Genomic DNA, 23,102 nt, shown 5'->3' with positions numbered 1-23,102 from the left:
TATTCTATTTATGATGAATGGCTGCGGTTATGGCACGAAGGTTTTGCCTAAAGAAGATGGCAAATTCATTTTGAGTACTTTTTTATTCCGTGAAATCATGACCAGTACCACAATGGTGGCTATATAGGGCAATGCGGCAAGCAGCTCGTTCGGCACCTTGATTCCAAGCGCCTGGGCGTGAAATTGCAAAATGGTTACGCCCCCAAACAGGTAAGCGCCGAGCATTAAACGTGTTGGTTTCCACACCGCAAATACTACCAGTGCAATGGCAATCCAGCCGCGGCCTGCCACCATATTTTCAATCCACATCGGGGTATATACGGTCGATAAAAATGCTCCGCCAACCCCTGCCATCAAACCGCCAAATAGCACTGCGCCATAACGAATCGCCAACACGTGATAACCCATGGCATGCGCACTTTCCGGTGACTCTCCAATTGCTTTAAGCAATAAGCCCAAACGGGTTTTCGCCAAGACAAACCACACCAGAAAGAAGACCAAGATCGACAGATAAACCACATAGTTTTGTTGGAACAAAATAGGACCCAATACTGGAATATCTGCTAATAGTGGAATATTAAAATTAGCCAGACCCGGTAAAGCCATACTGACGTAGTTCTGACCCAAAAATGCAGAGATGCCGAGTCCAAAAATGGTTAAAGCCAAACCGCACGCGGATTGATTGGTACTTAAAGACAAGGTAAAAAAGGCAAAAATCAGGGCCATCAGCATGCCTGCCAAACCACCCATCAATAAGGCACTTAATACACTGGCATCATATTGCGCAGCAAAGGCAAAACCTGCAATTGCACCGACCAGCATCATCCCTTCTAATCCAAGATTAATCACACCAGTCCGCTGTGTGATCAATTCCCCCAGACCTGCGAAAATCAGGGGTGTTGCTGCCGCAACAGTACCTGCAAGAATTGCAGTTATTTCTAAAGCCATATCATGCTTCCTTTTACTGTAGACAACATTGGGTTAAAGGGTGGTTGCTGTGGGCTGAGGGACAGGTGACGCCATTTTTTTGCTAAAACGGTAACGGTTTTCAATCAATGCATCGGAAGCCAACAGGAAAAACAACAGCAGGCCCTGGAAAATACCGGTAATCGCGACCGGAAGCTGTAGCTGCATTTGTGCCATTTCACCGCCCAGATAAATCAACGCCATAAAACAGCCTGACAGCACAATGCCGATTGGATTGAGACGACCTAAATACGCCACGATAATCGCCGCATAGCCATAACCTGGGGACAGGTTCGGATTCAGCTGACCAATAGATCCAGCCACTTCACAGATTCCGGCAATACCTGCCATCATTCCGGAAATCACCAGACTCATCCAGATCGCTTTGGAGGAAGAAAAACCTGCGTATTTGGCAGCTAAAGGTGCCTGACCGCTGACTTCCAGTTTATAGGCCGTCAGACTTTTACGCATAAAAACCCAAAACAGAAGGACTGCAAAAAAAGTGATAAAAATAGAGGCATTAATGCGTGTGCCTTCTACAATGAATGGCAGCGTCGCACTCTCACTAAAAACCACCGATTGTGGGAAGTTCATCCCTTCCGGATCACGCCAAGGACCATTGACCAGGTATAGCAACACACATACTGCGACATAATTCATCATCAGGGTGGTCAGGGTTTCTTCGGCATTAAAATGGGTTTTCAGTAAGGCAGGAATTGCGCCCCAGAGTGCCCCACCAAGTGCGCCCATGACAATCATTAACGGGAGAATCCACCAGCCGATGTGATCATGAAATAAAATCGCAATACCACCGCCAAAAATCGCGCCCATGGTGAGCTGACCTTCAGCACCGATATTGAATAATTTGGCTCGAAATCCGACCGTCAGCCCCAAGGCAATCAGAATCAGAGGTCCGGCTTTGACTGCCAGTTCACTCCAGCCATAAGACGATGTCAGCGGTTCAATAAAGAAGATGTACATGGCTTGCGCGGGATTAATCCCCAGCATTAAAAACAGAATACTACCGACAATCAGCATGGCTAGCAGCGCAATGAGCGGTGAAAGCCACTTCATGATTTGAGAGGGATGTTCACGCGGTTCCAGTAAATGCATGTTGCTCTCCTCTCAACCCGTATATTTGTTTTTGGCTATATTAAGCATGAGCTTGCTGCTCCTCTACGATGATCGCAGTGTCATGGCCTGGAATGCCTGACATCAAGACCCCAACATTTTCAGTATTGGTTTCATGAGTAGGTATCGCTGGAGATAGTTCACCATTGGCCAACACGCAGAGACGATCACTGATTTCAAACAGCTCCTCTAACTCTTCTGAAATCACCAAAATAGCAACACCTTGTCGAGAGAGGTCGATCAGGGTCTGCCGAATAAACATGGACGCGCCGACATCTACGCCCCAGGTCGGTTGAGCCACAATCAGAAATTTGGGGTTTTGCAGAATTTCCCGGCCTACAATAAATTTTTGTAGATTTCCACCGGACAAGGAACGTGCTTCTGCCTCTGGGCCACTGGCTTTCACCCCGAATTTTTCAATACAGTGCTCGGCAAAAAGCTTACATTGTGCAAACTTGATTAATCCCCATTGCGTCAGGTTCTGCCGAAATGCGGTCAGCAAGGCATTCTGGGACAGTGTCATGTTCGGGACTGCTCCTCGGCCCAGACGTTCTTCAGGGACAAAGCCCAGGCCCAAATCACGCCGTTGTCCAGAACTGAATCGGGAAATATCGATTTGATCCAGAACCATCTGGCCATGTTTCAGGCTGTTTTCACCCGACAGCAAAGACAGCAGTTCTGCTTGACCATTGCCAGAAATCCCGGCAATACCGACAATTTCTCCGGCTTGAATATCTAAATTGATATTTTTCAGCGACACGCCAAATGGGTCATCGGACTGGTAATCCAGATTCTCGACCTGGAATAGCACCTGTTTTTCACCGGTATATTCTGGGCGTACATAAGTCGGTAAATCACGGCCAATCATTAAGCGTGCTAAATCACTGGTGCTGTTGTCTTTGGGATCAACATTTCCGGTCACACGGCCATTGCGTAAGATGGTCGCTTCATCACAGAGTTCTTTAATCTCATGTAATTTATGACTGATATATAAAATTGAAACGCCTTGGGATGCCAATAAACGCAAGGTCTTAAACAATTGCCGTACCGCTTGTGGTGTCAGTACCGAGGTGGGTTCATCTAAAATGATTAAAGCGGGATTTTGCAAAAGGCACCGAATAATTTCGACGCGTTGCCGTTCACCTACCGATAAAGAATGTACTTCGCGGCGTGGATCAATCGGTAAACCATATTGTTCTGAGACTGCAATGATTTTTTGACTTAGAGCTTTTAAAGGAATCTTTTCATCCAGTCCCAGTGAAATATTCTCCGCCACGGTCAAGGTTTCAAACAAAGAAAAATGCTGATAGACCATGCCAATCCCGAGCTTTCTTGCCATCGACGGGTTATCAATATGAACTTCTTTACCATTCCAGAGGATTTGTCCCTGATTGGCCTTGGTTGCCCCATAAATGATTTTCATCAGGGTACTTTTGCCGGCACCATTTTCACCCAGAATGGCATGAATCTGCCCAGGTTGAACCGTTAAATGTATTTGGTCATTCGCTTTCAATGAATTGTAACTTTTACAGATATTAATGAGCTGTAAACGCGGTACACCTGAAGAAGCCATGTTCCTCTTTTGTATATGAGCAGATCTATCGTGTTGAGAGGTCATCATTAGTACCCTATTCTATGCTGTGACAGTGCGGCATCCATCTGAAGCGTGCAGGTATTCAGATGAATGCGGAAAGGTACATCTAGATATTTAATGGCGAAACTGAAATGCTTTATTTCGGTAATGAACCCTCTACGCCCTTCACGTAGTAATTCATTTTGCTTAGTGCCGCATCATCTAGGCGCTTGCCCTTTGCCAAGACCAATGTGCCATCCTGTTTATGAATCGGGCCGGTAAATGGATGCAATGTGCCTTTTAAAATACCGTCACGTACGCTGAGTGCTTTTGCTTTAGAGGCTGCCGACACGGAAGGACCAAAGCTTTCAATATCGACTGCTTTTTGTTTTACGCCATACCACATTGCACTTGGTTTCCAGGTTTTCTTGCTGACTTGCGTCATTACCGGAGTATAAATTTTTTCCCAATGTAAAACCGATGCAGCAAGATGCGCTTTAGGGCCAAATTTGCTCATGTCAGAATCCCAGCCAAAAGCAAAGACACCTTTTTGTTCAGCCGCCTGTACCACTGCTGGAGAATCGGTATTTTGCATCAGCACATCTGCGCCTTGAGCAATCAAAGCCAAGGCTGCATCACGTTCTTTGCCCGGGTTAAACCATGAATTCACCCAAATGACTTTGGTTTTAATTTTTGGATTTACACTTTGTGCACCGAGGGTATAGGCATTGATATTACGGATAACTTCAGGAATCGGAAAAGACGCGACTACGCCCAATACATTATTTTTGGTTTTTTGCCCTGCGACCACACCCAGCATATAAGCGCCTTCATAGGTACGGACATCGTAGACCCCTAAATTTTTGCCCTGCTTATAACCGGTTGCATGCATAAATACTGTATTTGGAAATTGCTTGGATACTTTTTCCATCGCATTCATATAACCGAACGAGGTTGCAAAAATGACTTTATTGCCTTGTTGTGCCAGGTTACGGATCACACGTTCGGCATCTGCTGTTTCAGGGACATTTTCGATATAAGAGGTTTTATATTTTCCTGCGAGGGTTTTTTCAGCCTTAATCCGGCCCTGATCGTGAGAATAGGTCCAGCCATGGTCGCTGGTTGGGCCAATATAAACAAATGCGGCTTTATCTTGGGCCTGAACATTGGCGACAGCGGCCATGCCCATTACACCACTTGCCATTAATACCCCTACCAATTTTTTCAATCCGGTTTTCAAGCTATTTTTTTCTTTCATTCTATTCTGCTCTTGGTTGTTCTGTGTCATGCAACACATGCTTTAAAATGACTTCACGCAAATGTGCTCAGTCTGTTCAAGATATAATTAGCAATAAGCATTCCAGTTTTTATAAAAATAATAGAAATAGGGTTTTAAAATAAGATATTTTTGTTTTTATGATTTAATTAAAAAGTAATGGTATTAAAGCAATAAATACTAAGCTTGTAGTTGATATAAAATTTAATTTAATAAAATGATTTATTTTTATTATTGCTTATTAGTAGTGCAATAAAATAAAACGCTTTAAATTTGTGCATTCCTTTTTTAATTGGAGCTTCATATTTTTCATGAGCAAAGATAAATTAAAATGATAGAACCATGTATTGAGCTTCATTGAGGGATTGGAATTTTTTTATATAAGTTACTAATATTAAAATATATTAATATTTTTTATAATTCAATTTAGCTTGTAATGCACTGAGAGGGTAATGTTCTAAAGATATTATTATTTTCTCTCCTCATTGAAGGAGGTTGGAAATCTCTAATCGGAGCTTGCCTAGATTGATTTATTTTAATTTCCAAATTTTGATAATATTAATCAATTTTAATTAAAGAGTAAGCGGGTATGAATAATATTTTGATTATTTAAAAAATATAAATAAAAACCACTATATTAAAATATAGGGTTTCTATTTAAAGTTTAATCCATATTTTTAAATTTTAAAATATATTAGACCACATAACGTTTACTTAATCCCCACTCGGCTAAGATTCGACGATAGGTCGTTGAAGAGCGATCTGCTTCAAAATGCGCTTCCATAGAAATATCGAGCGGTAATTCTTCAGGTTTCTGGCTTTCTACCATGTCCTGATCTTCGGCAAAAATTTGTGCATTGAAGTCATATACCGCCTGTAAATCTCCTGTGGTATCGAAGTTGCGTGTCAGTGGTACAAATAAACGGGTTTTATTGTGTGAGACCGGACAACAGGCATTGAGAATTTTTAATTGTCCCTGTTCTGGGAAATGTACGGTTAGCACCGCAGAAAACGGTGGATAGACATCAAATACACGTTTCCACAAAAAGCCTTCCGGTGCCAGATCTTGCATACCATGTGGATAGTTGCTGACACTGCTAACATATTCGGTATGCAGGCCGTAATCTGTACGTGCTGTCGTGTATTTGGGTACAACCTGATTTTCAGGATCTGCGAAAGAACCCTGATGAACCCAGGCAAAATGTGCAACATCAATAAAGCCTTCCAGTTGACGGCCACTTGAACCGGCAATATCCACAAACGGCGGTAAAATTGCCTGATGATCTGGCATCTCCCAGGTATCTAAAACAGGGAAATTGGCTTTTGCTTCGTCACGGCCAAAAATACTGGTCCAGATCAAGCCATATTTTTCCACCACTGGAAATTTAGTCAGAGAAAAACGCTCAGAAATGTTGGTCAGCTCGGGTTGTGCAGGAATTTTGATACATTTACCCTGGCCATTGTAGTGTAGACCATGATAAGGACAGACCAGGTTTTCACCCGAAACCCAGCCTTTGGTTAAGGGTACACCCCGGTGTGGACAGAGATCACGGACCAGATGAATATCGCCACTTTCTGTTTTGTACAATGCCAGTTTGACATCAAGCAGGGTCACTTGTTGCGGTTGGGTAGAAACGTCCTGAATCCGTGCCACCGGATACCAGTGACGAGCCAGAATGTCCCAGTCCTGATCATCAAACTGGCTATAGCAGGGTTTGTTGAATAAATTGATGACTGGAATTGCGTTCATATCAAACCTATATTCTTACTATGGATGGTCTCTTTTTACAGGCCTTGAACAGTGCAGAACTGTGCAGAACTGTGCAATTTTGGCTTTGCTTCTAATTGAAATTACTGAATTTATTGTTATTCTGTCTATTAGAATGATTCGTACTATTCATTCTTAAAATTAGAACACATCAACCATGTACAAATGTACTTGCCGATTAAAGCTACCTTCTTTGGCATAAAACTCGCATAAACACGTTTATCTCAAATATTGATATAAATAAACGGTGGTACTTGCTTGACTAAATTGATGAATACGCCTTTTTCCCGATTTTCAGAATATTTTATCGCGGTGGCGAAAACGGGAAGTTTACGCAAGGCCGCAGATCAATTATTCATTTCCGTGTCTGCAGTACATCGGCAAATTGCTCTGGCTGAAGAAGAACTGGGAATTATGTTATTTGAGCGCTTGCCCAATGGTTTAAAACTGACACTGGCGGGCGAATTACTCTATGCCGATGTTATAAAATGGCAAAAAGAATTCCAGCAAACCCGGATTCGCTTTGATGAAATTCAGGGGCTTACGCGTGGGACCATCGAATTTGGTTTAATTTCTGCCTTAAATGATGGTTTTGTCATGCAGTCCGTGCAATATATGTATGAAAATTATCCCTGGATTAATTTTAATATCCGGGTCGCAGACAGTGAAATCGTAGCCAAAAAAGTGATTGAGGCAGATCTGGATTTTGGCCTGATCCTGAATCCGAAATCCCATCAACATATTGAAGTCCTCCATTTTCTGGAACTGCCTTTAGGTTTTGTGATGGGTAAGTCTCATCCTCTTGCTCAAGTAGAAAAGATTTATTTTTCCGATACCTTGAATGACAACCATTTTATTCCGGCCGACCCCCTGATTATTCATGATTATGTACAGGCACTGTATAAACATCATCAATTTATACCCGCACGTAAAACGGAATCGAATGATATCCGCCTGATGAATACTCTCATTAAGGCGAATACCGGGATTGGAATTTTTAGTTATCTCGATGTTTTACCCTATGTCGAGCGAGATGAAGTGGTCTTTAAACCTATCTCTGAAAAAGGGTTGCATCCGCTGACTATTGCCCTCTGTGTGGCGCCTAAACGCCAAATTTCACGCGTTTCCCAGTTGATGATTAAACATATGATTGAACAAATGGAAACCTTAAAAAGCAAGGTGCAGCAACTGTAGTATTTTCATACCTAAATAACAAAAACCGCGATAACTAAAATCGCGGCTTTTATTTAATATTAATGATGAAATTAACTGTTTTTAATCCAATGGATTACCCACAATATTGCTAATAATGCCTTTCATAATATGTGGGCCTTGTTCTTTCCGTAGGTCTGCATACCAGTCTTTGGTAATTTGCTCATCTTTCATATGCGTGACATCACAACGCTTACGTGCACGTAGCAGCAATTCATTGGCGCGTTCATTGCGTTTATTCTGATAACGTTTCAGGGCATCTTCCAGACCTAGCGTATTAATTTGTAAGGCACGTGCCAGATAGACCGCATCTTCCATTGCCTGGCAACCTCCCTGCCCGATATCCGGTGTGGTGCTATGTGCCGCATCCCCTAAAATTACCACACGGCCCTTATAAAACTGGGTAAAAGGCTCAATATCATGGATTTCGACACGATTGGTTTTCTGCTCATCAATGCTGTCAATTAAGCGCTGAACCTGTGGGCACCAGCCAGAGAAATACTGTTTTAATAGGGGCTTATATTCCGAACGCTGATTTTCCAGACCTGCGGACAATGGCACATCAAAGAAGAAATAAAAGCGATGCTCTGCCACAGGCATCAGTGAAGCACGTTTGCCTTCACCGACAAAAGTGGTCCACTGCTGTGCAGGCGCTAAATCTTCAGAGATCTCAACCAGTCCGTTCCAGTTCACATAACCGGCATAACGGCGTTCAACCTGTTTGCCCAAGACATACTGACGCGTCATGGAATGGGTACCATCCGCACCAATCAATAATGCTGCAGAAGCAGTGCTGCCATCCTGAAAACCGATTTCAACGTGTTGCCCCTTATCCTCAATAGACACCATTTTTTTACCGAGCTGAATATCCTGCCGGCCAAACTCATCCATTAACATATTTTGTAATTCAGCACGCGATACCGGATATGGACGTTGACCGACTTCTTCAATTAACGGCGCCAGACTAAACTGCGTCATGACCTCGCCATTCAAACCATCGATATAGGCTAAGTCATTCATCTGGCCACCTAGCTTTGCTACCTGTTCAGTTAAGCCCAGATAGTTCAAACACTTCACCCCGTTTGACCACAAGGAAATTGCAGCACCGACAGGTAAAATCTGTTCTGCCTGCTCATAGATGGTGACCCGATGTCCGAACTTTTTTAGTGCAATTCCTGTGGTTAATCCGCCCATGCCTGCCCCAATAATTGCAATCTCCATCTATTCCTCCTGGCTATTTCATCTTCATTGCCAGCTAAAATGCTAAAAACGTGCCATCCTGAAAAAAATGCACTAAAAAAATAGCAAGAGTTGGCACACGCTGTGCTTTTAAATTCCTTCAATGTCCTGTTTTTATAAAGGCAGAAGACCTAAATTTGTATTTATAAAAGTGCATATTCATGTGACGTATACCAATGATGGAAATTTAAGATGGCGACCTTATTAGCTCCAATTTTTGATCTGCCTGCTCCAGTACAGCAGTTAACTAACCTTGCAGATGCCCGAATTGGCGCAGAAATTCTTGAATGTTCAGATGAGTTTTTTGCTGAAGCAAAACGCATGTTGCAATTTGAGGCACCGGTCTTTATCGAAGACAAGTTTGATGAGCATGGCAAATGGATGGATGGCTGGGAAACCCGTCGCAAGCGCCACACGGGCTATGATTGGGCCATCATTAAACTTGCTGTTGCAGGTCAAATACAGGCACTGGATATTGATACGACTTTTTTTAGCGGCAATTATCCGGCCTCTGCTGCTGTGCAAGCATGTTATGCGCCAGATGGAAATCTTGATCAGGCAGAATGGATCAACATTCTGGAAAATAATGTCTTGGGACCCAGCCAACATCATATTTTTCAGATTTCAGCAAAGCAGATATTTACCCATGTCCGTTTGAATATTTATCCTGACGGCGGGATTGCACGTTTTAAGGTCTATGGACAGGTAAAAATCGATCTGCAAGATCATGATCAAATGCTAGATGTTTTGGCACTAGAACATGGTGGCCGTGTCGTTGCCTATAGCGATGCGCATTTTGGACATCCACGCAATCTGATTAATCCGGGACGTGGCATTAACATGGGCGATGGCTGGGAAACCAAACGGCGTCGTGCTCCAGGATTTGACTGGTGCATTTTGGCTTTAGGCGCCAGTGCCCGAATCGAGAAAATTGAAATTGATACCGCCCATTTTAAGGGAAATTTCCCTGCAGAGGTTTCTATTCAAGCCATCTATGTTGAGGATGCAACCGATGAGCAACTCATTCCACAAAGCATGTTCTGGCCTTTTTTGTTAGCAGCCCAACCTATGCAAATGGATCATATTCATCATTACATCAATGAAATTTTACAACACGAAAAAATTTCCCATATTCGTGTCAACATGATTCCGGACGGTGGCATCAGCCGGATTCGTCTCTGGGGAAAATTGGCTTGAGTGATCAATGATATGTCTATGCAAAGCATAAAAATACAGTCTTTAAGCACGGAAAATTTTCTGCCTTTTGGAGAAGTCATTGCCTGTCAGGGTAATCATTATTTTCATATCAATGAGCAGCAGACTGAGCGTTATCATGCCCTGTCTGAAGTAGAAAGTGATGCCAAGGTTGGACTGAGTATTTTTAGAAATATGCAAGCTACGGCAATTCCTTTTCAAATCTTAATGCTGGAAAGGCATCCTCTAGGATCACAGGCTTTTATTCCGATGCACGGCCAGCAATTTTTAATCGTTGTAGCGCCTGAACTTGATTATACACAGCCCGATATTAGTCAGATTCAGGTATTTATCAGTGATGGTTCTCAAGGGATAAATTATCGTGCCGGAACCTGGCATCATCCATTATTGACCCTTGAAGCACCCAGCGAGTTTGTCGTAGTGGATCGTATAGGTAGCGGATCAAATTGTGATGTTCATCCTTTTCCTGAAAACATCCAGATCGTATTTTAAACGCATTAAAAAAAGCCCTTTTATCAGGGCTTTTAACTTATTTCTTCATCACTTTGCCTAGAAGTGATATTTCACTAAAGCACTGACATTATTTTCATCGGCATTTGGGATACCGAATTTGTTGTTCCAGATAGAATGTTCAATTCCCAGATATAAATTGGTTTCTGGAGAAATGTGTTTACCGACATTCCATTTCCATTGGGTGGTCCAGTTCATCTCGCTGTCATGATCATCCTCTTCTGTTGACCAGTCCAAGAAGCCATCCACCAGAAATTCTTCAGTTCCCAGTTTAATTGGCACGCCATAGGTCAGTGTCAACTGGTAATCATCATCAATATTCTCATTATTCACGCGATAAAGGTTAATGCTGGCATAACGGAAATATGGAATATCCAGATCGAAACCTACGCCGTACAGGAAGTTATCAAAACCCTCTCCACCTTCCCAGGTCGTTGAAACCAGTACATCTTTAACCGGACCAAAGGCAAGCTTCTGACCCGACACTTCACCCAAGCTCAAACGTGGTGAAAATTCAAAATAACTTGATTTAAAGTCATCTGCACCGCGCATACGGTCAATGAAGAAGAAGACATCTGCATATTTTACTTTTGCCGTATATTCAAAGGTCGCAGTCGCCTGTTTCTCATCGACCACCTCATAGTTTTCTCCATAAAGTCCGGTGACACTGAAGTCTTGCCAGATCGGTTTTGCCTGTGCGGATGCCGCACCCAATACAAGTAATGTTGCAGCAGTAAGTTGAGTGAATTTCATAAATAAGGGTCCCCAATGGAATGAAAGAATCACATTCTGAATTAAGCAAAAACAAAGCCAACATTTTTAATTTTTGATAAAAAAACAGCCCATTTTCTGGACTGTTTTCATCCTGGTTTAAATTTTCTAATGTGGAATCTTTGCCACAATTTCTGTAGTCGCTGTGCTTTTATTTTTAAATAGGTTCAGATGATTGAACAACAGGTTGAGTAAAATGGCCATTAAGCAGGTTGAGCTAATCCCCGAATGAAACAAGGTTTGCACCCATTTTGGAAAGTTGGCATAAAAGGAATGATCAATAATGGGAATCATGCCGGCTGCAATAGCCGTCGCAACAATGATAAGATTTTTTTGCTCGTTATAATCAATTTTAGCCAAGGTACGAATCCCGCTTGCAGCGACTGTTCCAAAAAGTACCAGACCTGCACCACCTAATACCGGTACAGGAATGGCAGCAATCAAACGTCCCATAATTGGCAGTAAACCCAACACGACTAAAATCATGCCCCCAGCTGCGACCACAAAGCGGCTTTTAATTCCGGTAATCGCCACCAAGCCGACATTTTGCGCAAAAGCACTTTGCATGAATGACCCAAAAACAGGCGCCATCGCACTCGATAACATATCGGCACGCAAGCCATTCGAGATACGATCCGCATCCACTTTGGTACCTACAATCTCACCCACTGCAATGATATCTGCTGTGGTTTCGGTCATAATCACGAGAGTAACGATGAGCATGGAAATAATGGCTGTGAGCTCAAAAGTCGGTAGTCCAAAGGCGAAGAAGCTAGGTACCTGAATCCATGTCCCAGTCGCAACTTTAGAGAAATCACCAAAACCGAATAAATAGGCCAGTACTGAACCTAAAACAATTGCTAGAAGAATAGACAAGCGACGGATAGCGGCCTGTCGGCTCAAATTCAGGCAAATTACTAAAGCCAAGGTCATCAATGCCAGACCAATATTCTCGACACTTCCCCATTCTGGTGCCTTGGGATTGCCGCCCATCATCCAGCGGACTGCCACCGGCAATAAAGACAAACCAATGATAGTAATGACGCAACCGGTCACGACTGGTGGAAAGAAACGGATAATTTTGGAAAAATAAGGTGCGAGGAAAAAACCGATCAATGATGCGACAATGACTGCACCGTAGACGGCTTGCAAACCACCGCCTGTAGTCACAATCGCCACCATCGTTGCGACACCGGCAAAAGAAACCCCTTGCACCAAAGGTAGTTTTGCACCGATATATTTCACCCCAACGGTTTGCAAAATTGTGGCTAAACCACCGACAAATAGCGCCGCCGCAATCAATAATCCAATTTGATAAGCTTCTAGGCCGGCTGCTGTTCCCACGATTAAAGGTGGTGCAATAATTCCACCATACATGGTCAGTACGTGTTGCAAACCATAAGCTGCACTTTTCCCCGCACCTAAATATTCATGTTCAGGTGATATTGTTTTACTTTGTTCTGTCATTTTTCTCACCCTCAAAGTCTAAATATAAAATCAGCTTCCGCGATATGTGGAGTACGCGAATGGGCTGATCAGTAAAGGAATATGAAAATGCTGGAATGCATCTTTCACATAAAAATGAATAACTGCTTTAGGAAAAAAAGTTTCTAAACCCAAACCTTCAAAATAAGCAGATGTAAAAAACTCAAGACTATAGATACCTGTTTTTAAATCGACTATGCCAAAATCACTGACGCGACCGTCTGTATTGGTTTTTGTCTCAGCAAGCAAGCGACCGTCTTCAGCAAAAAGTCGTACCACCACGTCTGTCGCAGGTTTTCCCAGATGTGTATCTAAAATATGCGTGCTAATCATGCATGAAGCTCCTGAGCCAGTCGTGACAAGGCAATTTCTGCCAGTTGATGATGGACAATACGTTTCTCAATCTCTGGATCATTTAGCAAACGATAGTTCAGGGCTTGAAGGACGTCTTCACTGCTCAATCCAGCAGCTTTGATCAGAAAGATAAACCCATATTTTTTTTCATAGGCAAGATTGCCTTTAAGCAGCGCGAGCTGGGTATCGTCATCTGCTGTAATGCCGGATTGCTCACGATGGGAAAAGTCTTTTTCTATTTCACTTAATTCAGCCTGTGCCTGTTTTTCACCTATACGGGGATGATTATCCAGTGCAGTTTTAATCTCATCCCAACTCCAGGTCGCCGCCTGTTGGTTCGCTGCACTCAAAACATCCTCAAGCGATGCATAAGGACGTTTTGCGGCAAGCTCGGTCGACCAGCTGGGTATTTGCACACAGTGCTTTAAAAAGATCATCGCATCTTCTGCTGATGCTTGATTAAATTCAACAAGTTGCACTATTCAATCGCCTGTTTATATTGCTTGGTTATTTAAAACTGGTTTTGCAATAACAGTGCCAAAGCTGATGTGTTTGTTATTTTTATAAAGTACATGACTCAAAAAAGAGCATCTAAACTGATCTTTTCCAATATATTTTATGATTATGGCGCATGATGGTTATACCAGTGCTCGGCAATATCCCCACGACGGCAAATCCAGACCTTGTCATGATTTTGAATGTAGTCCAGGAACTTTTGTAGAGCTTTAAAACGTCCCGGCCGTCCTAAAATACGGCAGTGCATGCCAATCGACAGCATTTTTGGCGCAGTTTCGCCTTCGGCATAGAGCACATCAAAAGCATCTTTGAGATATTGATAAAACTGTTCCCCGCTATTAAAACCGCCAGGTGAACTGAATTTCATGTCATTGCTATCCAGGCTATAAGGAATAATCAAATGCGAACGTGTTTCCCCTGCCTGATTGGTCAAGGTGCTCCAAAATGGCAAGTCATCCCCATAGTAATCAGCATCATATTTGATTTGAGGAAAATCAGCCAGAAGTTGACGGGTATTCGGACTGTCCCGACCGGTATACCAGCCGATCGGTGCTTCACCAAACAGGCTTTCCAGAACGCTGACCGCCTGATCCATATATTGGCGTTCCATTTCAATCGGCATGTCCTGATAATGTAGCCAGCGCTGACCATGTGAAACGACATCATAATGAGCTGATTTAATCGCCTCTACCACATAAGGATTACGTACCAATGCCATGCCGACCCCAAAGATAGTCATCGGCAAACCACGTTTCTGGAACTCCTGATGAATCCGCCAGAAGCCAGCACGTGAACCATATTCGTACATCGAATCCATCGACATATGTTTGTCTGGAAAGCTGGCAGCACCAATAATTTCAGATAAAAACTGTTCTGATCCCGTATCACCATGTTCAATGTGGTTTTCACCACCTTCTTCATAATTCAGCACAAACTGTACCGCGACACGCGCGCCGTTTGGCCATTGCACTTTTGGTAGTTCGCCATGATAACCAATCAGGTCACGCGAATAAGGTGCACTGCGAATGCTCTCGATAAGTTCTTGTCCGCGTAAGTAGCTAGTCGTCACATCAATTCCTTGTCGATTCTAGTAAATGATCAATGGTCTATACGCGTGATAAGCAATTTATGCGCCAAAGTAGAGCATTGAAATTGAGAGCACGCTTTTTAAAAAATATTTTCAGCGAGATTTAAGCTTAGAAATATCCCATCTCAATATTTGCGTAGTTGAACATAAAAAACCTGGAAAGTTGCTTATTTTGTTTTTAATCGCTGGTCAGTGTTCTGATTTACGCAATCCTATATCCTGTTAATTGAAATTTCATAGAACACCTTGCTGTTTTATAGTCCAGCTAAAGGTCACGACACAGAATCCATTATGAATACAAATATCGCCACGTTTAGTCCCGACTTACCCGTCCATATGACATTCGAGGAACATGACTGGCATCTTTTGGCTCAGTACTGGTATCCGATTGCACTTGCGCGTGATATTACAGATCAGCCAACAAGTAGTATGCTGCTTGATATGCCGCTGGTGATTTATAAAATGAACGATGAACTGGTGGTGGCGAAAGATGCATGTCCGCATCGCGGTGTACCTTTAAGCTTGGGAAAAAATGACGGCCAAGGCGTGGTGTGTCGTTATCACGGTTTACGCTTTGGCAGTGAAGGTAAATGTAACCGTATTCCTGCACATCCTCAGCATAAAATATCGGAGCGCTTCCATCTAAAAACTTATGCTGCGGTAGAAAAATATGGTCTGATCTGGTGTTCGTTAAGCGCTGAAAAGGATGCAGAACCTCATATTCCTCATATGCCTTTTTGGGATGATGCTGAGTATCAGCAACTGGTCTGCCCTCAGATAGACATTCAATGTTTTGCAGGAAGACAGCTCGAAGGTTTTATTGATGTGGCACATTTTGCCTGGGTGCATCCCGATACTTTTGGTGATCCGGAGGATGTAGAAGTTCCTGATTACAGTACGACAGAAACGGATGTTGGTTTTAATGCAGATTATATCAGTAGTGTGGGACGTTATCCGATCGGAACAGAGCAGCGTGGCCAGGAAGATTTTAAATGGTTACGTCATTTTGAAGTGAGCCTACCCTTTACTGCAACCCTTACGATTCATTTTCCGAATGATGCCAAGCAGGTCATCATGAATGCGGCTTCACCGATGACTGCACGTTCAACACGACTTTTTGCGCCTATTTGCCGCAATTATGATAAAGATTTACCGGTTGAAGATGCCTATGCATTCAATATGAAAATTTTCGAGGAAGATCGTGTGATTGTAGAAAATCAGAAACCTGAATATTTACCTCTGGATTTATCTTTAGAAGCGCATTTTCCGGCAGATCGGAGTTCAAGCATGTACCGAAAATTACTACGCAAACGGGGATTTAGTCCTTTATTTGCTGCTTAAAATTTTATTCAAAAGAAAAGCAGTTATAGGTAGTAAGGGCTAGATATCCCCAGATATTTAAAAAATTACAGGATTATTAAATTTATAAGCTATATGTCGATGTAGGTCTTTAGCCAAACTTATTTTTGGATGAATTGGGTTATATCGTGATTTCTATCAGGATACATCTTGTTATATAGCCTCATGGGTCTTGTATTCTAGTGAAGATAAGGCCTTTTAGAATGGTAAAGAACTTTTAGAAGATAAAATTAGTTTTTTATTAAAATAGGTATATAATAAATAAAATCACCTTACTTTACTATTTTAATAGGATTATGGATCAATATTGCACACTGCAGATTTATCAGGAAGATGAATGGCTTGATTGCGCTATTGTTGAGATTGTCGGTCAACAACAGACTGGATGGCAAGCAGCCACGCGAACATCATATCTGTTTGAATATGCTATTTCTTATATGGATTTAAGCGATGGGCATGCGCTAGCCTATCATTTACCGGTAAATGTGCAAAATACATTGCAATCTACCTGGCCGGCCTTCCTGATGGATTTGTTACCTCAAGGTTATGGTCGTAAAGAATTACTCCGTCAGCTTAATTTTTCTGAAAATACTCAGGAACAAGCAGACTGGGCGCTTTTAAAAGCAGGTGCAGGCAATCCGATAGGTAACTTACGGGTGAAAGAGGCTTATGAATGGCTACAGGGGCAATTCCCTGTTCAGCAGAATCATGGCTTTAGTCTGGACCAAGTCGTAGAACGTCAAGAAAAATTTATTGAATCCTTAGCCTCTTATGGACTTTTTATTGCCGGCTCTTCTGGTATTCAGGGCGAGTGGCCAAAATTACTGCTGACTCAAGGTCATGATGACCTGTTCTATCTGGATCACACGCTGACAGATCATCAGGTCAAGCAGCATTGGCTGGTGAAATTCAGCCGTGGCAGCGATCAGAATTTAGATAAAATTTTGATGCATGAAGCCTTATATATGAAAATTGCCCAGTATCTGGGACTTCGTGTTCATCAGGAACTGGAGCTGCATGGCAAGACTTTATTCATTCCCCGATTCGACCGTAAAGTCATTGATGGGAAGGTTGAAAGAATCGCTCAGGAAAGTATTGCTTCTCTGGGAGGAAAAGCAGGTTTTGGGGTAAGAATGACCCATAACCAGATCTGTAGCCTGCTGATGCAATGCTGTACTGAACCAAAACAGGAAATCTTTGAATATTTGAAGCGTGATCTTGCCAATGTCGCTTTAGGCAATAAGGACAATCATACCCGTAATACAGCGATTCAACGTTTCAATAATGGAATCATTCGACTAACCCCATTATTTGATTTTGCGCCGATGTGGCTACATCCAGATGGTATTGCCCGAACTACGCGTTGGGAGCGAGATGATCATGGTGGTATGCCAATTTGGCATTCAGTCATTGAACAGATTGCCGAAAGCACGATGATTGATCCAAAAGAAATCAAAGCGGTGTTAATCGAACAATTACCACTTTATCAGGGATTACTCGAGCACATGCAGTATCTGCAATTGGCACCTGAAATTCTGGAAAATAGCCAGTATCGAATTGATAATATTTGCCAACAATTGGAGGAGCTGAATTATGGATAAACGCTTCAAGCCACTGACTCCGATTCAACAGATGCAAAAGAGATTGTCTGTACTTGAAACCGTCAGTAACAATCCTGACTGGCCTTTTCATCAGGTTGCTCGCTTCATTCGTACCGAGTTGCACCTCACACTCAACGATATGGCTAAAATTACCAAGATTGCTCCCCAGACTCTACAGAAAATGGAACAACCTGAAGGCAATCCAACACTCAAGTCTATGCAGAAATTACTGGATGCTTTTGGTTTAAAGTTAGAAATCAGGGTTAAATCCTGATGATAATCTGATGCTTTAATTGATATTTAGGGGAATTTTAGAGAAGAAGAATGACTTAACAACTGAAAATATGCCCTCCTCCAATCTGTTTATTGAGTCCTTGCTCCATCGCAGGAATCCCGGTTTAAATTAAACACGGGATTCACTGGAGGCTGATATTTTCTCATCAGTTTTTTAATGAATAAGTTTACTTTTTAAACATCATTATGAAGAAATATCAACACAGAGATATTTCATTTCAAGGTATTCATCCATACCGAATTTAGACCCTTCACGGCCTAACCCTGATTGCTTGACTCCACCAAACGGGGCAACTTCATTAGAGATGGCTCCGGTATTGATTCCCACCATGCCGTATTCTAAGGCTTCGCCTACACGCCACTGACGTGCTGTGCTTTGGGTAAATACATACGTGGCCAGACCGAATTCTGTATCGTTCGCCATCTGAATCGCTTCTTCTTCAGTCTTGAAGCGGAACAGCGGTGCCAATGGTCCAAAAGTTTCTTCTTTTGCTATACGCATCTGCTGGGTGACTTCAGTCAGAAGTGTTGGCTCGAAGAATGTACCGCCCAGACTTGAGCGCTGTCCACCGGTTTTCACCTGTGCACCTTTGCTCAATGCATCGGCAATATGTGACTGCACTTTTTCAATTGCAGCCTCATCAATTAATGGACCTTGGGTAGAAGCTTCATCACGGCCATCACCGACTTTTAGTTTGGCAACGGCAGCCACCAGTTTTTCTACCAGCGCATCATAAATGCCATCTTGTACATAAATCCGGTTCGCACACACACAGGTCTGTCCACTGTTCCGGAATTTACTCGCCATGATGCCCTGTACAGCCTGTTCAAGATTGGCGTCATCAAAGACCAGAACCGGTGCATTGCCACCAAGTTCTAAGGAGAGTTTTTTGATGGTCGGCGCACATTGTTGCATCAGGATACGACCGACTTGAGTTGAACCGGTAAAGCTTAACTTTTTCACGGTTTCGCTTTCACATAAGACCTGACCCACTTCAACCGCATCACCACTGACATGCAGCAATACATCTTGTCGTAATCCTGCGCGCAAGGCCAAAACCTCAAGTGCATAGGCGGTTAAAGGCGTTTGTTCAGCCGGTTTAACCAGCATGGAACAGCCAGCAGCCAGAGCTGGCGCGGCTTTACGGGTAATCATCGCCGCCGGAAAATTCCATGGCGTGATGGCCGCTGTTACCCCAATTGCCTGTTTGATAACTAATAAACGTTGATGGGCAAGCGTTGGCGTCAACACGTCACCATCAATACGGCGTGCCTGCTCGGCAAACCAGCGGATAAAGGAAGCGGCATAACCAATTTCACCACGCGCCTCAGCCAGTGGCTTGCCCTGTTCAGCAGTCAGAATCTGAGCCAGGGACTCTTTATTTTCCTGCATTAGATCAAACCAGGCCCAAAGCACATCTGCACGTTCAAGTGCTGTCTTGGCTTTCCAGGCTTTCTGTGCTTGCTGAGAACGAGCAATCAGCTGTTCTACAGATGCACGGTTATGGGATTTCACCCAGGCCAAAGTGGCTTGAGTTGCTGCATCTTTGACTTCAATATATTCACCCGTGGCAGGCTGATCGAAGCTGATATCAGGATGCTGTAATAAATCTCTATATTGTGCTTGAAGCATGATCATTACTCTTTCATTAGGCTGCGACAGACAGTGCAAACCCTTGTTTCAAGATAGCCAATCCCGCACGGAACTGTTCTGCCGGAATCGTGAGCGGGTATAGGAAACGGATTACATTACCATAACGACCGCAGGTCAGGATTAACAGACCATTTTGCATGGCATGGTTTTGTACAGCTTTTGCCTGTTCCGCAGTTTCAAGCTCAACCGCCACCATTGATCCCAGTGCACGAATATCTTTAACCATGCTAGATGACATTTTCAGTTCATGTAAAACATCAACCAGTTCTGCGCCTAGATCATTCGCTCTTTCACAAAGACCTTCTTCTTGAATGATATCCAGTACCGCATGGGCAGCCGCAACAGCAATCGGGTTACCTGCATAAGTACCGCCCAGTCCACCTGGATTTGGTGCATCCATGACTTCAGCACGACCTACCACGCCTGAGATCGGGAAACCGCCGCCTAGACTCTTTGCCATCGTAATCAGATCTGGCTTGGTCTCATAATAATCCATCGCAAACAATTTACCTGTACGCGCAAAGCCAGACTGTACTTCATCAGCAATCAGTAAAATGCCGTTTTGATCGCATAGTACACGCAAGCGTTTCAGGAATTCTGCAGGCACCACATTAAATCCGCCTTCGCCTTGTACAGGCTCAAGCACAATCGCTGCTACGTCATGCGCAGCAATATCTTCTGCGAAAATGTCTTCGATGCTTTGCATTGCATCATCTACGCTAATGCCTTTGGATTCCACCGGGTAACGGGCATGGAAAACACCACCAGGCATCACCCCAAAGTCGCGTTTATAAGGTGCAGTTTTACCGGTCATGGCCATCGTCATAAATGAACGGCCATGAAAACCATTACCAAAAGTCACAATGCCATGACGGCCAGTATGGGCACGGGCAATTTTAACTGCATTTTCGACAGCTTCAGCACCAGTCGAAAAGAATGAGGTTTTTGCAGCACCCTGGATGGGAGCGCGTGCATTGATACGTTCTGCCAGAGCAATGTAACTCTCGTATGGTACAACCTGATAAGCTGTATGGGTAAATTTGGTTAATTGTTCAGTGACCGCAGCAATAATTTTAGGGTGGCGATGGCCAGTATTCAGTACGGCGATCCCGCCCGCAAAGTCGATATATTGATTACCTTCTGCATCCCAGATGGTCGAGTTTTCTGCTTTCTCTGCGTACCATTGACACATGACCCCAACACCACGTGGTGTCGCCTGCTGTTTACGTGCATTCAGTGCTGAGTGTTTACTGTCCATTTTGTATCCTCATTCTTGATTCATACGTTGTAAATTTTGCTATCCGGATCTTGGGATAGAAATTTGCCAAAGACTGGCTGATATGGTTCATTTTGCGCTTTTATACGTATGAGACGAGAGCCACTTTGCAGCAGATGGAAGGAGCCAATTGGTCTATTTAAAACGAGTAAAATAGTCAAAATATAAAATTATTTTATTTATAAACAGTTATTTATATTTTTAATAAAAATTGGCTCCTTTTTAAATAAAGAAGCCAATTTAAAAATCCATTGCAAAAATTTAGGATAGGTCATCATGGATTAAATCCAGTCGGTTTAATCAATTAATCCATGTTGCAAAAACTTCGATTAACCCGGATAGATCCCGCGTTCCTGACGTGCCATTAAAATACGTTCACAAGCCAGAATATAAGCGGCTGTACGCAAAGAACATCCGGCCTGAACTGCTTTTTGCCATACATCCTGTACCGCATTTTTCATGCTGGCATCCATACGCTGGTTAATCTCTTCCTCAGTCCAGAAGTAGCTGGCCAAATCCTGAACCCATTCAAAATAGCTGACCGTCACGCCACCCGCATTGCAGATTACGTCTGGCACCACGGTAATATGACGTTCACTCAGAATTTCATCGGCCTCAGTCAATGTTGGACCATTGGCACCTTCTAGAATCATTTTGGTCTGAATATTTTGCGCGACCTGAGTATTAATCACACCTTCCAGCGCTGCCGGAATAAAGACTTCGGCGGGAATGGTCCAGAAAGCTGATGCAGAAATTTCATCGTTGGTAGAAAATCCCTGAATTTTATGGTGGGTATTTGAGTATTCAAGCAGCTTTTTAATATTAATCCCCTCTTCTTGATACAGGGTGGCAGAATGGTCCTGAACACAGATCACTTTGCTGCCATTTTCCTGGAAAAGCAGCGCAACTTCACTCCCGACATTACCGAAACCCTGTACACAGACCCGGGCATCTTTTAAATCCAGACCGATTTGCTGGGCAACTTCACGTCCGCTAATAAATACGCCGCGACCTGTAGCCTTACTGCGGCCCAAAGACCCCCCTAAATGAACCGGCTTTCCGGTCACTACACCAGTAATCGTAGAACCCGCATTCATGGAAAACGTATCCATCATCCAGGCCATGATTTGCGGATTGGTTCCAACATCCGGCGCCGGAATATCTTTTTGCGGTCCAATAATTAAATTGATTTCTGCCGTATAACGTCGGGTCAAACGTTCCAGTTCGCGCTTGGAAAGCTGGCTCGGATCAACTCGCACACCGCCTTTGGCACCGCCAAAAGGTAAATTTAGAGCAGCACATTTGATCGTCATCCAGGCCGACAGAGCCATCACCTCATCTAAATTGACATCTGGATGAAAACGCACGCCGCCTTTGCCTGGACCGCGAGTTAAATTGTGCTGAACACGATAGCCTTCAAAATGCTGAACCGTACCATCATCCATGATGACCGGAACATCGACAATCAAACTGCGCTTTGGGCGTCGCAGCATGTCCAGTCGTTCACTCAGCTCACCCAGATAAGGCGCTACTTTATCCAGTTGCTTAAGATAATTGTTCCAGGCCGTTGTACCTTGCTCGGTATAGGTCAATCCTTTCATCATCATGTTCATTCTATGATCCTTTTGTTATATGCAGTCGTATGTCCTGGCGGCTGCAACACATCTCTATTCGGCTGTTATGGCAATCATTGCTTGATTCAGGTCTTAGTTCAGCGAGCTCCAAACAAAATCAGTATCTAGATTTTCCGCTTTAGTTTTAATCGGTATCTGTGTATATTGCCTGCCCGCCTGTATGCTCGCATTCAAGCCGCAG

General features: G+C 43.3%; 20 protein-coding genes. 6 read left to right on the top strand and 14 right to left on the bottom strand.

Features of this window, described 5'->3' with window-relative positions:
• Positions 1–27: 27 nt before the first annotated feature.
• The 5 genes from Q9R24_RS10210 to Q9R24_RS10190 form a co-directional block, all read right to left on the bottom strand.
• On the bottom strand, positions 28–948 hold the full coding sequence (locus Q9R24_RS10210) for an ABC transporter permease (protein WP_311204344.1): 921 nt from the start codon (positions 946–948) through the stop codon (positions 28–30).
• A gap of 33 nt (positions 949–981) precedes the next feature.
• The gene (locus Q9R24_RS10205) at positions 982–2,079 is read right to left on the bottom strand and encodes an ABC transporter permease (RefSeq protein WP_311204345.1); all 1,098 of its coding nucleotides are present in this window, start codon (positions 2,077–2,079) and stop codon (positions 982–984) included.
• Positions 2,080–2,119: 40 nt separating this feature from the next.
• Complete coding sequence (locus tag Q9R24_RS10200) at positions 2,120–3,718, bottom strand: ABC transporter ATP-binding protein (RefSeq protein ID WP_311204346.1); 1,599 nt, start codon at positions 3,716–3,718, stop codon at positions 2,120–2,122.
• Positions 3,719–3,827: 109 nt separating this feature from the next.
• The gene (locus tag Q9R24_RS10195; protein ID WP_253114744.1) at positions 3,828–4,928 is read right to left on the bottom strand and encodes a BMP family ABC transporter substrate-binding protein; all 1,101 of its coding nucleotides are present in this window, start codon (positions 4,926–4,928) and stop codon (positions 3,828–3,830) included.
• Between the two features lie 712 nt (positions 4,929–5,640).
• Positions 5,641–6,696 carry an aromatic ring-hydroxylating dioxygenase subunit alpha gene (locus Q9R24_RS10190; RefSeq protein WP_004729766.1) on the bottom strand — a complete coding sequence of 352 codons (1,056 nt, stop codon included), beginning with the start codon at positions 6,694–6,696 and terminating at the stop codon, positions 5,641–5,643.
• Between the two features lie 288 nt (positions 6,697–6,984).
• Here Q9R24_RS10190 and Q9R24_RS10185 point away from each other — a divergent pair, with 288 nt between their 5' ends.
• Positions 6,985–7,908: a LysR family transcriptional regulator gene (locus Q9R24_RS10185; protein WP_311204347.1), complete on the top strand. Its 924-nt coding sequence runs from the start codon at positions 6,985–6,987 to the stop codon at positions 7,906–7,908.
• 81 nt (positions 7,909–7,989) lie between these two features.
• On the opposite strand, the gene hpxO is transcribed toward Q9R24_RS10185, so the two are convergent.
• Positions 7,990–9,147: an FAD-dependent urate hydroxylase HpxO gene (hpxO, locus tag Q9R24_RS10180; protein WP_311204348.1), complete on the bottom strand. Its 1,158-nt coding sequence runs from the start codon at positions 9,145–9,147 to the stop codon at positions 7,990–7,992.
• Between the two features lie 210 nt (positions 9,148–9,357).
• Between hpxO and alc the strand changes: the two genes are divergently transcribed.
• Positions 9,358–10,362 (top strand): allantoicase, encoded by a 1,005-nt coding sequence (gene alc, locus Q9R24_RS10175; RefSeq protein WP_311204349.1) that lies wholly within the window; start codon positions 9,358–9,360, stop codon positions 10,360–10,362.
• A 12-nt stretch (positions 10,363–10,374) separates the two neighbouring features.
• Positions 10,375–10,872 (top strand): ureidoglycolate lyase, encoded by a 498-nt coding sequence (locus Q9R24_RS10170; RefSeq protein WP_311204350.1) that lies wholly within the window; start codon positions 10,375–10,377, stop codon positions 10,870–10,872.
• A 57-nt stretch (positions 10,873–10,929) separates the two neighbouring features.
• Here the strand turns inward: Q9R24_RS10170 and Q9R24_RS10165 are convergent, their stop codons facing one another.
• The 5 genes from Q9R24_RS10165 to puuE all read right to left on the bottom strand — a co-directional run bounded on the left by Q9R24_RS10165 (position 10,930) and on the right by puuE (position 15,085).
• Entirely contained in the window at positions 10,930–11,643 is a 714-nt protein-coding gene (locus Q9R24_RS10165; protein ID WP_180087031.1) for an outer membrane protein OmpK, read from the bottom strand.
• A 126-nt stretch (positions 11,644–11,769) separates the two neighbouring features.
• A complete protein-coding gene (locus Q9R24_RS10160) occupies positions 11,770–13,128 on the bottom strand; it encodes a nucleobase:cation symporter-2 family protein (RefSeq protein ID WP_213687251.1) in 1,359 nt (452 codons plus the stop codon).
• Positions 13,129–13,158: 30 nt separating this feature from the next.
• Positions 13,159–13,479 (bottom strand): hydroxyisourate hydrolase, encoded by a 321-nt coding sequence (uraH, locus tag Q9R24_RS10155; protein ID WP_004280258.1) that lies wholly within the window; start codon positions 13,477–13,479, stop codon positions 13,159–13,161.
• Positions 13,476–13,979 (bottom strand): 2-oxo-4-hydroxy-4-carboxy-5-ureidoimidazoline decarboxylase, encoded by a 504-nt coding sequence (gene uraD / locus Q9R24_RS10150; RefSeq protein ID WP_005262968.1) that lies wholly within the window; start codon positions 13,977–13,979, stop codon positions 13,476–13,478. The genes uraH and uraD overlap by 4 nt, the downstream gene beginning before the upstream one ends.
• A 143-nt stretch (positions 13,980–14,122) precedes the next feature.
• Complete coding sequence (gene puuE / locus Q9R24_RS10145) at positions 14,123–15,085, bottom strand: allantoinase PuuE (RefSeq protein WP_191112350.1); 963 nt, start codon at positions 15,083–15,085, stop codon at positions 14,123–14,125.
• Positions 15,086–15,394: 309 nt separating this feature from the next.
• Here puuE and Q9R24_RS10140 point away from each other — a divergent pair, with 309 nt between their 5' ends.
• The 3 genes from Q9R24_RS10140 (at position 15,395) to Q9R24_RS10130 (ending at position 18,337) form a co-directional block, all read left to right on the top strand.
• Positions 15,395–16,444: a Rieske 2Fe-2S domain-containing protein gene (locus Q9R24_RS10140; protein ID WP_311204351.1), complete on the top strand. Its 1,050-nt coding sequence runs from the start codon at positions 15,395–15,397 to the stop codon at positions 16,442–16,444.
• Positions 16,445–16,758: 314 nt separating this feature from the next.
• On the top strand, positions 16,759–18,063 hold the full coding sequence (locus tag Q9R24_RS10135) for a HipA domain-containing protein (RefSeq protein WP_311204352.1): 1,305 nt from the start codon (positions 16,759–16,761) through the stop codon (positions 18,061–18,063).
• On the top strand, positions 18,056–18,337 hold the full coding sequence (locus tag Q9R24_RS10130) for a helix-turn-helix domain-containing protein (protein WP_004280265.1): 282 nt from the start codon (positions 18,056–18,058) through the stop codon (positions 18,335–18,337). The genes Q9R24_RS10135 and Q9R24_RS10130 overlap by 8 nt, the downstream gene beginning before the upstream one ends.
• Before the next feature lie 204 nt (positions 18,338–18,541).
• Here the strand turns inward: Q9R24_RS10130 and Q9R24_RS10125 are convergent, their stop codons facing one another.
• The 3 genes from Q9R24_RS10125 to Q9R24_RS10115 all read right to left on the bottom strand — a co-directional run bounded on the left by Q9R24_RS10125 (position 18,542) and on the right by Q9R24_RS10115 (position 22,888).
• On the bottom strand, positions 18,542–19,990 hold the full coding sequence (locus Q9R24_RS10125) for an NAD-dependent succinate-semialdehyde dehydrogenase (RefSeq protein ID WP_311204353.1): 1,449 nt from the start codon (positions 19,988–19,990) through the stop codon (positions 18,542–18,544).
• A 16-nt stretch (positions 19,991–20,006) separates the two neighbouring features.
• A complete protein-coding gene (gabT, locus tag Q9R24_RS10120; RefSeq protein ID WP_311204354.1) occupies positions 20,007–21,269 on the bottom strand; it encodes a 4-aminobutyrate--2-oxoglutarate transaminase in 1,263 nt (420 codons plus the stop codon).
• Positions 21,270–21,616: 347 nt separating this feature from the next.
• The gene (locus Q9R24_RS10115) at positions 21,617–22,888 is read right to left on the bottom strand and encodes a Glu/Leu/Phe/Val dehydrogenase (protein ID WP_311204373.1); all 1,272 of its coding nucleotides are present in this window, start codon (positions 22,886–22,888) and stop codon (positions 21,617–21,619) included.
• Positions 22,889–23,102: the final 214 nt, after the last annotated feature.

This window comes from Acinetobacter sp. RRD8, from assembly GCF_031844225.1.
Lineage (GTDB): Bacteria > Pseudomonadota > Gammaproteobacteria > Pseudomonadales > Moraxellaceae > Acinetobacter.
The sequence above is the reverse complement of the archived record's forward strand: the minus strand, read 5'-3'. Positions and strand labels throughout refer to the sequence as shown.

What these genes read in the sequence shown, in the direction of transcription:
- Q9R24_RS10210 (WP_311204344.1), bottom strand. Translation starts at nt 948, where the DNA reads ATGGCTTTAGAAATAACTGCAATTCTTGCAGGTACTGTTGCGGCAGCA.
- Q9R24_RS10205 (WP_311204345.1), bottom strand. Translation starts at nt 2,079, where the DNA reads ATGCATTTACTGGAACCGCGTGAACATCCCTCTCAAATCATGAAGTGG.
- Q9R24_RS10200 (WP_311204346.1), bottom strand. Translation starts at nt 3,718, where the DNA reads ATGATGACCTCTCAACACGATAGATCTGCTCATATACAAAAGAGGAAC.
- Q9R24_RS10195 (WP_253114744.1), bottom strand. Translation starts at nt 4,928, where the DNA reads ATGAAAGAAAAAAATAGCTTGAAAACCGGATTGAAAAAATTGGTAGGG.
- Q9R24_RS10190 (WP_004729766.1), bottom strand. Translation starts at nt 6,696, where the DNA reads ATGAACGCAATTCCAGTCATCAATTTATTCAACAAACCCTGCTATAGC.
- Q9R24_RS10185 (WP_311204347.1), top strand. Translation starts at nt 6,985, where the DNA reads ATGAATACGCCTTTTTCCCGATTTTCAGAATATTTTATCGCGGTGGCG.
- hpxO (WP_311204348.1), bottom strand. Translation starts at nt 9,147, where the DNA reads ATGGAGATTGCAATTATTGGGGCAGGCATGGGCGGATTAACCACAGGA.
- alc (WP_311204349.1), top strand. Translation starts at nt 9,358, where the DNA reads ATGGCGACCTTATTAGCTCCAATTTTTGATCTGCCTGCTCCAGTACAG.
- Q9R24_RS10170 (WP_311204350.1), top strand. Translation starts at nt 10,375, where the DNA reads ATGTCTATGCAAAGCATAAAAATACAGTCTTTAAGCACGGAAAATTTT.
- Q9R24_RS10165 (WP_180087031.1), bottom strand. Translation starts at nt 11,643, where the DNA reads ATGAAATTCACTCAACTTACTGCTGCAACATTACTTGTATTGGGTGCG.
- Q9R24_RS10160 (WP_213687251.1), bottom strand. Translation starts at nt 13,128, where the DNA reads ATGACAGAACAAAGTAAAACAATATCACCTGAACATGAATATTTAGGT.
- uraH (WP_004280258.1), bottom strand. Translation starts at nt 13,479, where the DNA reads ATGATTAGCACGCATATTTTAGATACACATCTGGGAAAACCTGCGACA.
- Q9R24_RS10140 (WP_311204351.1), top strand. Translation starts at nt 15,395, where the DNA reads ATGAATACAAATATCGCCACGTTTAGTCCCGACTTACCCGTCCATATG.
- Q9R24_RS10135 (WP_311204352.1), top strand. Translation starts at nt 16,759, where the DNA reads ATGGATCAATATTGCACACTGCAGATTTATCAGGAAGATGAATGGCTT.
- Q9R24_RS10130 (WP_004280265.1), top strand. Translation starts at nt 18,056, where the DNA reads ATGGATAAACGCTTCAAGCCACTGACTCCGATTCAACAGATGCAAAAG.
- Q9R24_RS10125 (WP_311204353.1), bottom strand. Translation starts at nt 19,990, where the DNA reads ATGCTTCAAGCACAATATAGAGATTTATTACAGCATCCTGATATCAGC.
- gabT (WP_311204354.1), bottom strand. Translation starts at nt 21,269, where the DNA reads ATGGACAGTAAACACTCAGCACTGAATGCACGTAAACAGCAGGCGACA.
- Q9R24_RS10115 (WP_311204373.1), bottom strand. Translation starts at nt 22,888, where the DNA reads ATGAAAGGATTGACCTATACCGAGCAAGGTACAACGGCCTGGAACAAT.